Source organism: Pseudooceanicola profundi, from assembly GCF_050897955.1.
Lineage (GTDB): Bacteria > Pseudomonadota > Alphaproteobacteria > Rhodobacterales > Rhodobacteraceae > Pseudooceanicola.
On the sequence record NZ_JBPAXZ010000001.1, the window covers coordinates 2,184,300 to 2,198,025 of the forward strand.

Annotated in this window: 13 protein-coding genes; 5 read left to right on the forward strand and 8 right to left on the reverse strand. The window is 64.4% G+C overall.

The annotated features are described in order from the left end of the window. Positions 1–9 precede the first annotated feature (9 nt). The 6 genes from ACRARG_RS10970 to ACRARG_RS10995 all read right to left on the reverse strand — a co-directional run bounded on the left by ACRARG_RS10970 (position 10) and on the right by ACRARG_RS10995 (position 5,518). Positions 10–696, reverse strand: coding sequence for an ABC transporter ATP-binding protein (locus tag ACRARG_RS10970; RefSeq protein WP_432690046.1), 687 nt, complete (start codon positions 694–696; stop codon positions 10–12). Continuing rightward, on the reverse strand, positions 696–1,445 hold the full coding sequence (locus tag ACRARG_RS10975) for an ABC transporter ATP-binding protein (RefSeq protein ID WP_432690047.1): 750 nt from the start codon (positions 1,443–1,445) through the stop codon (positions 696–698). Before ACRARG_RS10975 ends, ACRARG_RS10970 begins: the two co-directional genes overlap by 1 nt. Continuing rightward, the gene (locus ACRARG_RS10980) at positions 1,442–2,431 is read right to left on the reverse strand and encodes a branched-chain amino acid ABC transporter permease (protein WP_432690048.1); all 990 of its coding nucleotides are present in this window, start codon (positions 2,429–2,431) and stop codon (positions 1,442–1,444) included. Before ACRARG_RS10980 ends, ACRARG_RS10975 begins: the two co-directional genes overlap by 4 nt. Then, positions 2,428–3,345 carry a branched-chain amino acid ABC transporter permease gene (locus ACRARG_RS10985; RefSeq protein ID WP_432690049.1) on the reverse strand — a complete coding sequence of 306 codons (918 nt, stop codon included), beginning with the start codon at positions 3,343–3,345 and terminating at the stop codon, positions 2,428–2,430. The genes ACRARG_RS10980 and ACRARG_RS10985 overlap by 4 nt, the downstream gene beginning before the upstream one ends. Before the next feature lie 30 nt (positions 3,346–3,375). Further along, on the reverse strand, positions 3,376–4,563 hold the full coding sequence (locus ACRARG_RS10990; protein WP_432690050.1) for an ABC transporter substrate-binding protein: 1,188 nt from the start codon (positions 4,561–4,563) through the stop codon (positions 3,376–3,378). 124 nt (positions 4,564–4,687) lie between these two features. After that, the gene (locus tag ACRARG_RS10995; protein WP_432690051.1) at positions 4,688–5,518 is read right to left on the reverse strand and encodes a hormone-sensitive lipase; all 831 of its coding nucleotides are present in this window, start codon (positions 5,516–5,518) and stop codon (positions 4,688–4,690) included. A 261-nt stretch (positions 5,519–5,779) separates the two neighbouring features. On the opposite strand from ACRARG_RS10995, the gene ACRARG_RS11000 reads away from it, so the two are divergent. Together ACRARG_RS11000 and ACRARG_RS11005 are read left to right on the forward strand one after the other, a co-directional pair. Then, a complete protein-coding gene (locus tag ACRARG_RS11000) occupies positions 5,780–6,199 on the forward strand; it encodes a MarR family winged helix-turn-helix transcriptional regulator (RefSeq protein ID WP_432691361.1) in 420 nt (139 codons plus the stop codon). 133 nt (positions 6,200–6,332) lie between these two features. Continuing rightward, a complete protein-coding gene (locus tag ACRARG_RS11005; RefSeq protein WP_432690052.1) occupies positions 6,333–7,967 on the forward strand; it encodes an AMP-binding protein in 1,635 nt (544 codons plus the stop codon). A gap of 73 nt (positions 7,968–8,040) precedes the next feature. On the opposite strand, the gene ACRARG_RS11010 is transcribed toward ACRARG_RS11005, so the two are convergent. Next, a complete protein-coding gene (locus tag ACRARG_RS11010; RefSeq protein WP_432690053.1) occupies positions 8,041–8,931 on the reverse strand; it encodes a cation diffusion facilitator family transporter in 891 nt (296 codons plus the stop codon). A gap of 371 nt (positions 8,932–9,302) precedes the next feature. Here ACRARG_RS11010 and ACRARG_RS11015 point away from each other — a divergent pair, with 371 nt between their 5' ends. Then, positions 9,303–9,740: a cupin domain-containing protein gene (locus ACRARG_RS11015; protein ID WP_432690054.1), complete on the forward strand. Its 438-nt coding sequence runs from the start codon at positions 9,303–9,305 to the stop codon at positions 9,738–9,740. A gap of 76 nt (positions 9,741–9,816) precedes the next feature. Here the strand turns inward: ACRARG_RS11015 and ACRARG_RS11020 are convergent, their stop codons facing one another. Then, on the reverse strand, positions 9,817–11,067 hold the full coding sequence (locus ACRARG_RS11020) for a UbiH/UbiF/VisC/COQ6 family ubiquinone biosynthesis hydroxylase (protein ID WP_432691362.1): 1,251 nt from the start codon (positions 11,065–11,067) through the stop codon (positions 9,817–9,819). Between the two features lie 46 nt (positions 11,068–11,113). Here ACRARG_RS11020 and ACRARG_RS11025 point away from each other — a divergent pair, with 46 nt between their 5' ends. Further along, complete coding sequence (locus ACRARG_RS11025; protein WP_432690055.1) at positions 11,114–12,442, forward strand: amidase; 1,329 nt, start codon at positions 11,114–11,116, stop codon at positions 12,440–12,442. Positions 12,443–12,553: 111 nt separating this feature from the next. Further along, positions 12,554–13,726 carry an aminotransferase class I/II-fold pyridoxal phosphate-dependent enzyme gene (locus tag ACRARG_RS11030; RefSeq protein ID WP_432690056.1) on the forward strand — a complete coding sequence of 391 codons (1,173 nt, stop codon included), beginning with the start codon at positions 12,554–12,556 and terminating at the stop codon, positions 13,724–13,726.

Here is a 13,726-nt window from a genome sequence, read left to right on the forward strand (position 1 = left end):
CTCCGTATCTTAAACGTGCAGGAAGCGATCCTTGACCTCGGGGGTCGCAAGGATCTGTTCGGTTGTGCCGGTCCAGACGACGCGGCCTTTCTCGATCACCACGTGGCGGTCGGCGAATTTGGTCAGCGCATCGACATTCTTGTCGATCACCAGAATGGCCTCGCCCTCGTCCTTCAGACGTTTCAGGCAGGCCCAGATATCGGCACGGATCAGGGGGGCGAGCCCCTCTGTCGCCTCGTCCAGCACCACAAGCTGCGGATTGGTCATCAGCGCCCGGCCGATGGCCAGCATCTGCTGTTCCCCGCCCGACAGCTGGTTGCCCATGTTGCGGCGACGTTCCTTCAGCCGGGGGAAGAGGTCATAGATCCGCTCCAGCGTCCACTTGCCGGGCCGCGCGGTCGACCGCAGGTTTTCCTCCACGTTCAGCGTCGGGAAAATCTGCCGCCCCTCGGGGACATAGCCCAGACCGGCCAGCGCCACGCGATGCGGCTCTGCCCCGGTCAGGTTCTTGCCACCGATCTTGACGCTGCCCGCTCGCGGCTTGACGATGCCGAAGATCGACTTGATCGTCGTGGTCTTGCCCATGCCATTCCGGCCCAGAAGGGTGACGACCTCCCCCTCCTTCACGCGGAAATCGATCCCGAAGAGGATCTGGCTCTCGCCATAGCCGGCCTCAAGCCCGTTCACATCCAGCATCAGGCCTCCTCCTCTTCGCCAAGGTAGGCGGCGCGCACCTCCGGGTCCGACCGGATCGCCTCCGGCGTGCCGGTTGCGATCAGACGGCCGTAGACCAGTACCGAAACGCGGTCGGCCAGGGCAAAAACCGCCTCCATGTCATGTTCGATCAGGACCATGGTGAACCGGCCCTTCAGCTTCTTGAGGTTCTGCACGAAGCCCTCGGCATCCTCGCCGCCGACCCCCGCCAGCGGTTCGTCCAGCAGCAGCACCTTGGGCTGCGTGGCCAGTGCGATCGCCAGCTCCAGCCGCCGGTGTTCGCCATGGCTCAGCGACCGCGCCATCGCGCCCGCCCGGTGATCCAGCCCCGCCTCGCGCAGCGCCACCATGGCGGCCTCGTTCAGCTGTGCCTCACCGGCGGCGGCCCCGAAGAAGCGGAAACTCGACCCGTCGCGCGCCTGCACGGCCAGCGCGACATTCTCCAGCGCCGTGAACCCCGGCAGGACAGAGGTGATCTGGAAGGACCGCGCCAGCCCCAGCTTCACCCTTTCCGCCATGGTCAGCCGGGTCACCTCCCGGTCACCAATCGCCACGCTGCCCCCGTCCGACCCAAGCTGGCCGGACAATTGCGAGATCAGCGTCGTCTTGCCCGCGCCATTCGGCCCGATGATCGCATGGATCTCTCCCGCCGCGACTTCGAGCGAAACATCGTCAGTCACCTTCAGCGCGCCGAAGGACTTGGTCAGGTTGCGAACGGTCAGGGACGTCATTCCGGCCTCCGGGCAAGGCCCAGCTTCTCCAGCACGCCGGTGATGCCGCGCGGAGAGAAGAGGACCATAAGAACGAGGAAGATGCCGAAGAAGAGCTTCCAGTTTTCCGACAGCGCGCCCAGCCATTCCTCCAGCAGCAGCGCCGCGGCGGCCCCGGCAATGGGCCCGGCCAGCGTACCGACGCCACCCAGAACGACCATCACGATCAGCTCGCCGGACTTGTGCCAGGACATGAAGGCGGGGGAGACGAACTGCGCCTGATTGGCCAGCACCACCCCGGCGATGGAGGTCAGGCAGCCGGAAATCACAAAGGCCGTCAGCTGGTAGCGGAAGGGCGAAAAGCCGATCGCCTCCATCCGCACCGGGTTTTCGCGGATGCCGGTCAGAACCCGCCCGAACCGCGACCCGACGATCCGGTGACAGACCCAGAAGAGCCCGACCAGCAGCGCCAGCGACACGTAGTACAGCCCGTAATCCGACCGCAGCAGGTCCATGCCCAGCAGGGTCGACCTCTCGGCCAGCCCGACGCCGTCATCGCCGCCATAGGCCGACAGCGAAATGAAGAAGAAGAACGCCATCTGCCCGAAGGCCAGCGTGATCATGATGAAATAGACGCCCCGTGTCCGGAGCGAAATCGCCCCGGTCACCAGCGCGAAAACGGCCGAGAGCCCCATCGCAAAGAAGATCTGCAGGATCAGGTCATTCACGCCATAACGCGACAGGATTGCCACCGCATAGGTGCCAAACCCCAGATAGGCGGCATGGCCAAAGCTGACCATCGCGCCGTAGCCCAGGATCAGGTCCAGCGCCATCGCGGCAATCGCATAGGCCAGCATCCGCGTGCCGATCAGCACGTAGAACGGGTCGTTCAGGGCAGAGGCCAGCGGCGGCAGCAGCGCGAAAAGCACAAAAAGCACCAGCGCCGCTTTCACCCGCCCGGCCAGCGGGCGACGCTCTGCCATCGCGGTTGCGGTCAGATCGGTCATGACGCCCTCCCGAAAAGCCCGGCAGGCTTGGCAAAGAGGATCAGCGCCATCAGGATATAGATCAGCATCGGCGCCAGAACGCGGCCCATCTGGCCCGCCGCCGCCGGATCCAGCACCGACCGCAGCACGATCGGGCCAAAGACCCCGCCCAGGGTATCGACAACGGCAACCAGCAGGGCGCCCAGAAACGCCCCCTTGATCGACCCGATCCCGCCGATCACCACGACGACGAATGTCAGGATCAGCACCGACTCGCCCATGCCGGTATCCACCGACAGGATCGGCGCGACGAGCGCTCCGGCCAGACATGCCAGCACCGCGCCCAGCGTAAAGACGATGGCGAACAGCCGGTTGATATCCACGCCAAGCGCCGAGACCGTCACCCGGTTTGTCGCCCCCGCCCGCAGCAGCATGCCAACCCGCGTGTAATTCACCATGATGAACAGTCCGGCCCCCACCGCAAGACCTGCGAGAATGATCGCGATCCGGTAGACCGGGTATTTCAGCGGCCCCATCAGCGGCACCGATCCAGACAGGATCTCCGGCATGGGGACCGACAGGGGCGAGGTGCCCCAGATCATCTTGACCGCCTCATTCGCGATCATCACCAGCCCGAAGGTCGCCAGCACCTGATCGAGGTGGGACCGGGCATATAATCGTCGCATCACGACAAACTCGACCACCAGCCCCACGACAACGGCGGCCGGCAGCGTCAGCAGGAGGCCCCACCAGAAGCTGCCGGTCGCCGCCGCGAAAGTGGCGATCAGATAGGCGCCCACCATATAGAGGACGCCATGCGCCAGGTTGATCACGTCCATGATCCCGAACACGAGTGTCAGCCCCGCAGCGATCAGGAACAGCAGCACGCCAAGCTGCACGCCGTTCAAAAGTTGCAGAACAAACAGGTTCATCATGGCCGTGATCCTCCGGGCTTTGGTCTCAGATCACATCTTGCACTGGGACGCGTAGTTATCGACGTAATCGTCGAAGATCTTCTCGCGGATCGAGGTGCCGTACATGCCGTCATCGCGTTTCACCGCTTCGGTCAGGTAGAAGTCCTGGATCGGGAAGTTGTTGTGGCCAAAGGAGAAGTCACCGCGCGGGCTGTCAAAGTCCGCTTCGTGAATCGCCGCATGCAGGGCCTCGCGGTCGGTCAGGTCTCCGCCCACCTTGGCAACGGCGCTGTTGATCAGCTGGGCCGCGTCATAGGCCTGCATCGCATAGGTGCCGGGCAGGGATCCGTATTTGGCCACATAGCCGTCCACGAATTCCTTGTTCGCCGCATTGTCCAGATCCGGCGCCCAGTTGGATCCCGCCATCAGGCCCACGCCCGCATCCTGCGTCGCCGGCAGCGTGGTCTCATCGACGGTGAAGGTCGACAGGAACGGAATGGTGGTCAGCCCGGCCTGGCTATACTGCTTGACGAGGTTCACCCCCATGCCGCCCGGCATGAAGGTAAAGACCGCATCCGGCTGGAAGGCCGCGATCTGCGCCAGCTCCGACGAGAAATCGAGCTGCCCCAGTTCGGTAAACACCTCACCCGCGGTGCCGCCGGTATAGGAATGCTTGAACCCGGCCTGCGCATCCTTGCCCGCCTGATAGTTCGGCGTCATCAGGAAGACATTGGGATAGCCCATCTTCTCCGCATAGGCGCCCATGACCTCGTGCATCTGGTCGTTCTGATAAGATGTCGTGTAGAAGTTCGGGTTGCAGCTTTCGCCCGCCAGCGTCGACGTGCCGGCATTGGTGGAGATCAGGATCGTCCCGGTGGAGGTCACCGGCTGCACGATCGCCATCAGGATGTTGGAGAAGATCGGGCCGACAACGAAATCGACCTCGTCGCGCTGGACCAGTTCGCGTGCTTTTTCGGCGGCAAGGTCGGGCTTGCCCTCGTCGTCGACGATGACGATCTCGGTCTTCATACCGCCGATCTCGCCCATCTTCTCGGCCGCGAGTAGGAAGCCGTCACGGGCCTGAACGCCCAGGGCTGCGGGCGGGCCCGACAGCGTGTAAACGAGGCCGATCTTCAGCACATCGTCGCTGGCACCGGCGGGAACATCCTGCGCCAGAACCGGGCCGGTCAGCCCGAGCGCAAGCATGGTGGAGGCAAGCAGTTTGGTCTTGTGGTTCATTTTTGAACTCCCTGGTTGAGGTATGCGGCTTTAGCCGTCTGATTGGGCACTTGGCCTGTCCGCCCGGCGCCCTGCCCGCGTATTGAGCGGCCTAGCGCCTTGCATATGCAAGTCTTTTTCTGGGTCAGCCTTTTTCCACGGCCTCCAGCACGGTGCGCAGCATGGGCCCTTCTGGGTCCATCAGCCCGTCGATCACGTTGAAATGGTGCCGGTCCGGGTCGACCACGTCCTGCGTGACGCAGCCCAGCCCGTGCCAGATGTTGGACAAAAGCGCGGACTGCCGCAGGAACTCCTGCCGCTCCCCGCCACCGACCCATGTCGTCAGCTGCACGCCCGGCAGCGGGCGCTTCAATGCCGGGCTCCCGGCCTCCGCACTGGCCATGTCCAGCTTCAGCAGCTCATTACGCGTGGTCTTCAGCATCGGCCGCAGGTCATGCAGGCCGGAAATCGACAGCACATGTGCCAGCCGCCCTGCCACATCCGCAGGCAGCGGCGTATCCTCGCACATCAAAGCGGTGACCAGATGACCGCCCGCCGAATGCCCGCTCAGCACGATCGGCCCGGCAATCTCTCCGGCGGCATGAGTCACCGCCGCGCCCACCAGCTCCGTGATCCGCGCGATGGAAACATCGGGGCAGAGGTCATAGGACGGCATCGCCACCGCCCAGCCCCGCGCCACCGGTCCCGCCGCCAGATGCGACCAGAACGACTTGTCCAAAGCGACCCAGTAGCCGCCATGGATAAAGACAAACAGCCCCTTTGGCGTGCCCTCCGGCAGGAACAGGTCATAGCGGTGCCGCGCACCCTCCCCATAAGCAATGTCCAGCCGCGAGGGTGTGGCCTCACGAAAACCCGTGGATGGCTCTACCCACGCGGCCGGATAGTTGGATCCGCCCGGAATGTTACGCCCGTTCTCATAGGCGTCGTCCCAGTCGGTCACCACATGCGGATACATGTCGGTCTCCCTGTTGACCCTTTTGTTTTTGCCGTCCGGACTGGTTTCTAAGCCCAATTCCGCCGACCATTTGAGCCAAGGTTACCGAGGTCGCAATATATTTCAAGCTCAAACCTTTTTTGCTTGAAATAATTTTTTGCGCTGCCTAGCCTTTCGTCATTGGCCCCGAAATGATCGGACATATCCGTGGCGAATCCCAGCTCCTACGACGACAGATCCGACCGTGATCTTATTGACGCGGGATCCAAGGCACGGCTGCGCATGTGGCTCAGAATGCTGAAAAGCACCCGCCGAGTCGAATCCCAGCTTCGCGAAAGGCTGCGGAAAGAATTTGCGACGACCCTGCCCCGTTTTGATGTCATGGCTGCGCTTGCCCGCTACGAGGATGGCCTGAACATGAGCACCCTGTCCGACATGCTGCGCGTCTCCAACGGGAACGTGACCGGCATTGTCGACCGGCTTGTTCAGGAAGGTCTGGTGATCCGCGTTCAGGATCAGCGCGACCGGCGGTCGATGCGTGTCAGGCTGACCGGCAATGGCCGGACAGCTTTTGCCGCCCAGGCGCCGGCGCACGAAACCTGGATTGACGAACTGCTCGCGGACTTCACACCGGCCGAAGCACTGGCCTTTGCCGAACAATTCGACGTCGTCGCAAAGGAATACCGGGAAAAATCCCGATGACCGCGACCGGCATGACACCCTTTCAGATGCAATCTAAAACCGGCGACCCGCGGCGCGCGCCCAAAAGGCGGGCATCGAACGGCCGCCGCCGCGTCACCAGCCCTAAATTCCGCTATCGGGGAGAACAAACAAAATGACGGCACAAAAGACCCTCACCCTCGGCCCCACGGCCCATACCGACACCTACACCCGGGACAACCTGCCCCCGGCGGACCTCTGGCCCGACCTGCTGCTGGATGGGTTCGACTATCCCGAATACCTCAATGTCGGGGTCGAACTCACCGATGCCATGGTCGCCAAGGGCTTCGGCGATCACACCGCCCTCATCGGCAATGGCCGCCGCCGCACCTACAAGGAACTGTCGGATTGGACCAACCGCCTCGCCCACGCGATGGTGGAGGATCTGGGCGTCAAACCCGGCAACCGCGTCCTGATCCGCTCCGCCAATAACCCCGCCATGGTCGCCGTCTGGCTGGCCGCCACCAAGGCCGGCGCGGTTGTGGTCAACACCATGCCGCTGCTGCGGGCCGGCGAGCTGACCGCCATCGTCGACAAGGCGAAAATCCAGTTCGCCTTCTGCGACACCCGCCTGATGGACGAGATGGCGACCTGCGCCAAAACCTCCGAATATCTCGAAAAGGTGGTGGGCTTTGACGGCACCTCCAACCACGACGCCGAACTCGACCGCCTCGCTCTGGAGAAATCGGTGATGTTCGAGGCGGTGAAAACCGGCCGCGATGACGTGGCCCTGCTGGGCTTCACCTCCGGCACCACCGGCTCGCCCAAGGCCACGATGCATTTCCACCGCGACATCCTGATCATCGCCGACGGCTACGCGAAAGAGGTCCTGAACGTCCAGCCGGAGGATGTCTTCGTCGGCTCCCCGCCGCTCGCCTTCACCTTCGGCCTCGGCGGCCTCGCTGTCTTCCCGCTCCGCTTCGGCGCCGCCGCCACCCTGCTGGAAAACGCCTCCCCCCCGAACATGATCGAGATCATCCAGAAATATAAGGCCACCGTCAGCTTTACCGCCCCCACCGCCTACCGCGCCATGCTGCGCGCCATGGACGAGGGCGCCGATCTCTCCACCCTGCGCGCCGCCGTCTCCGCCGGCGAAACCCTGCCCGCCCCCGTCTACGAGGAATGGATCGCCAAAACCGGCAAACCCATGCTCGACGGCATCGGCGCGACGGAAATGCTGCATATCTTTGTCACCAACCGATTCGACGACCACCGCCCGGCCTGCACCGGCAAACCCGTCACGGGCTACGAGGCCAAGGTGATCGACGACGATGGCAACGAGGTCCCGCGCGGCACCACCGGCCGCCTCGCCGTGCGCGGCCCCATCGGCTGCCGCTACATGGCCGACGACCGTCAGACCAAATATGTGCTCGACGGCTGGAACATCACCGGCGACGCCTTCATGATGGACGAAGACGGCTACCTCCACTTCGCCGCCCGCAACGACGACATGATCGTCTCCTCCGGCTACAATATCGCCGGGCCCGAGGTGGAGGCCGCCCTGCTCTCCCACCCCGCCGTCGCCGAATGCGCGGTCATCGGTAAACCCGACGAGGAGCGCGGCACCATCGTAGAGGCGCATGTGGTCACAGCCCCCGGCCATGAACCCGGCGAAAAACTCGTGAAGGCCCTGCAGGAACATGTGAAGGCGACCATCGCCCCCTATAAATACCCCCGCTCCGTCGTCTTTACCGATGCCCTGCCCAAGACCGAATCCGGCAAGATCCAGCGCTTCCGCCTCAAGCAATAAGCCTGACGCCCCCCTTCATCTTGGCAAAAATACTCCCGCCGGAGGCGTCCTGACCCCGCCACCGGCGCCGCGCTCAGTCCAGCACGACAATCCCGGAATGCTTGGACTTGTGCTCCGGCTCCACATGGATGGCCACGTGACTGTCCGGCAGGATATCCTCGATCGCCGCTTCCAGCCGGTCGCAGATTTCATGCGCGTCGAACACCGACATGTCCGCTGGCACGACCAGATGAAAATCGACAAAGGTCGCGCTTCCCGCAACCCGGGTGCGCAGGTCATGCGCCTCCACCGCGCCCACGGCCTCAACGGCGATGATCTCTTTGATCCGGGTCAGCTGCGCTTCCGGCACCGCTTCATCCATGAGCCCCGACAGCGACTCCCTCACGACCTTCCAGCCCGACCACAGGATATTCACAGCCACCAGCCCGGCCAGCGCCGGGTCCAGCACCCACCACCCCGTCACAACGGCCAGCACCAGCCCCAGCGCCACCCCGCCCGACGTCACGACATCCGTCCACAGATGCTTGCCATCCGCCACCAGTGCCGGCGATTTCAGCGCCCGCCCCTGTCGGACCAGCACAAAGGCCCAGATGCCGTTCAGACAGGTGGCCACCGCGTTGATCGCCAGACCGACAAACGGGGTCTCCAGTTCCCGGACCTCCGACAGCCCGGCATAGGCCTCCCGCAGGATGAACAGCGCGGCGAGGATAATCATTACCCCCTCCAGTACGGCACTGAAATATTCCGCCTTGTGATGCCCATAGGGGTGATCGCTGTCCGCAGGGCGCGCCGCCACCCGGATCGCCACCAGCGCCGCAAAGGCTGTTGCAAGGTTGACCGTGCTTTCCAGCGCGTCCGACAAAAGCGCGACCGATCCGGTCAGCCACCAGGCCAGCGCCTTCAGCCCCAGGACGAGACAGCCAATCAGAAGGCTTCCGGTGGCGAGTTTCAGGGTCTTGGACAAGGCGAGTCTCCGGCAGGCTTCCCGGCCCTACCCCGCGCAGCTTCGCCACTCAAGTCAAAGGCGGTCTTTCCGGCGCTGGCCCGCGTCTACTTCTGACCCGGCCCGAATTCGGCGCGGTGTCCCGACGAACATCTGTGCCTCCGCGTAACGCCAGAAGTCCTGAGTGAGCCGTGGCCCCCCGCGTTGAGGCTATTCCGTCATGCCTCGCAATCCTGTGCCAAAACTCTACGCAACCAGAAAGATATTTAAACTTAAAATACCTTGGCACCGGCACGGGCTGAATTTTTGGTAAGACCCCAAACTGATTTCTGGCAGACTGACTGCGGCGGGCAAAAGATCCGTCAGGAATAATCCAACAGGAGACCAGCATAATGGAACCAGGTGTCACCGCAGCGGATGGCTCTGTAGACGGCCAACAGTGGAATGTCGTCGGCCATACCTATACCCCCAAACTCCATAGCGAAAACGCCATGATCTGGCATGCGGTCATCCCCGACGGCACCTTTGTACCGCCGCATATCCACCCGACCCAGGATGAATGGATCGTCATGCTGACCGGCAACTTGGAGGTCGAATTCGGCGCCGATGTGCAGACAGCAGGCCCCGGCGACACGGTGAAAATGCCGATGGGCGTGGCGCATGGCATCTTCAATCGTTCCGGGGCAGAGGCGACCTGCGTCTTCGGCGTCGCCCCCTCCCGCAAGATTTTTGACCTGTTCGGCAAGCTTGACGGCGTCACAGACCCGGAAGAGCTCGTCCGCATCTCTGCCGAACATGAGGTCGACTTCCTGCCGCCCCCGGCGGAATAAGCTGGAAGGGGAAGGCGTGCAAAAGACATCGATCAGCGGCTTGGGTCCCGAGCCGCTGACCCTCGAAGGCTAAACGCTAGCGCATCAGCTCCGGCAGATCCCCGGTCAGTCCGGCGGCCTCCCGGATGAAGCGGCGGCGCAATCCGGGCAGGGCGTTGATCGCCCCCATCCCGAGGTCCCGCGCGACCCGCACCAGCGGGTTGTCGTTGGAAAACAGCCGGTTGGACACATCCGTCGCCATGGCCAGAGTGGCCGTATCGAACCGTCGCCACTCCTGATACCGCTCCAGCACATTAATCGCGCCGATATCCTCCCCCCGCACGCGCGCCTCGCCCAGCACCTGCGCCAGCGCACCGATATCACGCAGCCCGGCGTTCAGCCCCTGCCCCGCGATCGGATGCATCCCATGCGCCGCATCGCCGACCAGCGCCAGCCGGTCCGCAACGAAGAACTGGGCGAGGCTCAGCCCCAGAGGATAGGCGAAACGCTGTCCCGCCAGCGAGATATCGCCCAGAAACCGGCCAAATCGCGGGCGCAGAACGTCCAGATATTCAGCCTCAGGCAGTGCGTTGATTGCGGCAGCGCGCGCCGAAGTCTCGCTCCAGACGATAGAGGACCGCCGCCCCGGCAAAGGCAGGATCGCCAGCGGTCCCTGCGGCAGAAAGAACTGATGCGCCACGCCATGATGCGGCTGCTCATGCCGGATCGCACAGACCAGAGCGGTCTGGTCATACCCCCAGCCGACCCGTCGGATACCTGCCCGCTGGGCCGTTCCGGATTGCCGCCCGTCACAGCCGATCAGTAATGCGCCGGGGACCTGCCGGCCATCGTCCAGCGTCACCACAGCAGCATCTGGCTGGACCATCTGGTCCACCACCTTGCGCCCGCGCAGGACCGTCACGCCATCGGCTTCTGCCATCGCGTCGTTCAGGGCACGGCGCAGGAACCGATCCTCGATCATATGCCCCATCGGGCCTTCCTCGATCTCCGCATGATCGAAATGCATCAGGAAAGGGGAGGGGCGTTCCCCTGCCCGGCCATCCGTCACCTTGATCTCCAGCATCGGCTGGCTGTCATCGGCGACCCTGTCCCAGACCCCGATCCGCCGCAGCAGACGCACCGAGGCCAGCGCCAGCGCATAGGCGCGCCCGTCGAACCCCTCCTCCGCCTGCACGCCGTCCGGCATCGCGTCAATGACGGTCACGCTCAGCCCCGCCCGGGCCAGCGCCAGTGCCGTCGCGGGCCCGTTCAGCCCGCCACCGACGATCAGGATATCGCTCTTCTGTTCCATGCCGCGAACTATGGCGTTCCGGACGGGATTGTCCATGCGCCGCCGTGCCGCTACCGTCGCGCCGAACAGCACGGAGATGATCATGGAAGACTGGCGGTGGATGACGGCGGCGGAGCTTGGCCGCAAGATCGGCACGGGTGAGATTGATCCGGTCGACCTGACCGAAACCTACCTCACCGCCATCAACGCCCATGAACACCGCGACCGCATCTATGCCCGCGTCACCCATGACCGCGCCCGGGCAGAGGCGAAAGCGGCCTCCATCCGCGCCAAGGCGGGCACCCGTAAGGGTCCGCTCGACGGTGTGCCGATCTCCTGGAAGGACCTTTTCGACACGGCGGGCGTGGCCACCGAATCCGGCTCCGCCCTGCTGGAGGGCCGCACCCCGGAAGCCGACGCGCTGGTCCTGCAGAAGGCCACCGCCGCGGGCCTCGTCTGCCTGGGCAAAACCCATATGTCGGAGCTCGCCTTCTCCGGCATCGGCATCAACCCGGTGACGGCCACGCCGCCCAACCGCCATGACCCGGCCTGGGTGCCGGGCGGGTCCTCCTCCGGCGCGGCGGCCTCCGTCGCCTTTGGCCTCGCCGCCGCGGGCATCGGCAGCGATACCGGCGGGTCGGTCCGCATCCCCTCGGCCTGGCAGGACCTCGTCGGGCTGAAAACGACCGTCGGGCGCCTGCCGCTCGACGGGGTCGTGCCGCTCTGCCTCAAGTTCGACACGATCGGCCCGCTCTGCCGGTCGGTCGAAGATGCCGCCCTGCTGACCGCCGTGATGGAGGCCGCAACGGCCCCCGATCTGACCGGCGCCAGCCTGAAGGGCACCCGCATCGCCGCGCTTCAGACCGTGGTGCTGGACGATATCCGTGACCAGCCCCGTGCCGCCTATGACGCCGCGCTGGAGAAACTGAAAGCCGCCGGGGCAGAGATCGTCCCCTTCGAGATCCCGGAGATCGTCGAGGCGCTCAACACCTCCGCCATCCTATTCGCGGGGGAGGCCTATGGCCTCTGGCGCGACGTGATCGAGACCGCGCCGGACAAGATGTATTCCGAAATCCTCGCCCGCTTCCGGGGCGGCGCGAATTTCTCCGCCCCCGATTATGTCGCCGCCTGGGCCAAGGTCGACGCCGCCCGCAAGCTCTGGACCGAACGCACGGCAGGCTTTGACGCCGTCGCCGCCCCCACCGCGCCGATCCTGCCGCCCGATGCCGAACGCATGTTGTCGGACCACGACTATTACGTGGCCGAAAACCTGCTGGCCCTGCGCAACACCCGTGTCGGCAATATGATGGGCCTTTCCGCCCTGACGCTGCCGACAGGCGTGCCCGCCAGTGGCCTGATGCTGATGGGAAAACCCTTTGGCGAGGAAGCATTGCTCAGGATCGGGGCAGCGGCGGAACAAGCGCTGTCCTAAATGCCACAAGCGACGCGCAGACGCGTCGCAATGCTGGACGAAAGCCCTCGCGCGCGCTAAGTTCTGTCCAAACGGGGCGGCAAACGACCCCGATCTTTGAGGCAATTCTGGATGTTCCCCGAGCGGTTTTCGAACCTTCCGGCTTACGCGTTCCCGCGCCTTCGTGCGCTATTGGATACGCATGCGCCCGGCGGAGCAGTGGTCAATATGACCATCGGAGAGCCGAAACACCCCTTTCCCGACTGGGTTCCCGAGGTCCTCGCCGCCTCTGTCGGAGAGCTGAACAACTATCCCCCCAGCGACGGCACGCCCGAACTGCTCGACGCGATTTCGGGCTGGGTCGCACGGCGGTACAATGTCACCCTCGGCCCCGAACGCCTCATGATGCTGAATGGCAGCAAGGAGGGGCTCTATAACGCCGCCATGGCGCTCCTGCCGGAGCTGAAGGCCGGCAAGACGCCCACCGTGCTGATGCCGAACCCCTTCTATCAGGTCTACATGATCGGCGCGCTGTCCGTCGGGGCGAAGCCGGTGTTTGTCCCCGCCATCCGCCAGAACGGCTTCCTGCCTGACTATGGCGCGCTGCCGCAGGAGACGCTCAACCGCGCCACCGCCGCCTATATCTGTTCGCCCGCCAACCCGCAGGGCGCCATCGCCGACCGTGCCTATTGGCGTGACCTCATCGCACTGGCCGAAAAGCACGATTTCCGCATCTTCAGCGACGAATGCTATTCCGAGATCTATCGCGGCGACACGCCCACCGGCATCCTTGAGGTGGCCGAGGAGATGGGCGCGGACCCGGAACGCATCGTGGTCTTCCAGTCGCTTTCCAAACGGTCGAACCTGCCGGGCCTGCGCTCCGGCTTCCTGGCCGCCGGGCCCGAAAGCATCAAGCGTCTGCGGCAGCTGCGCGCCTATTCCGGCGCCGCCGTGCCGCTGCCCCTTCAACGCGTCTCCGAACGCGCATGGTCCGACGAAGACCACGTGATCGCGAACCGCCACCTCTATCAGGAGAAATTCGCCGAGGCCGACCGCATCTTTGACGGCGTCCCCGGCTACCAGGGGCCGGAGGGAGGATTTTTCCTCTGGCTCCCGGTTCAGGACAGCGAACAGGCAGCGCTGGATCTCTGGACCAAAACCGGCATCCGGGTCCTGCCCGGAGCCTATCTGAGCCGGGAGGTCGAGAACGACAACCCGGGCAAACCATACATAAGGGTCGCCATGGTGGCCCCAAAAGAAGAGATGGCGCAGGCGCTGATCACCCTGCGCAACCATCTGTACTAA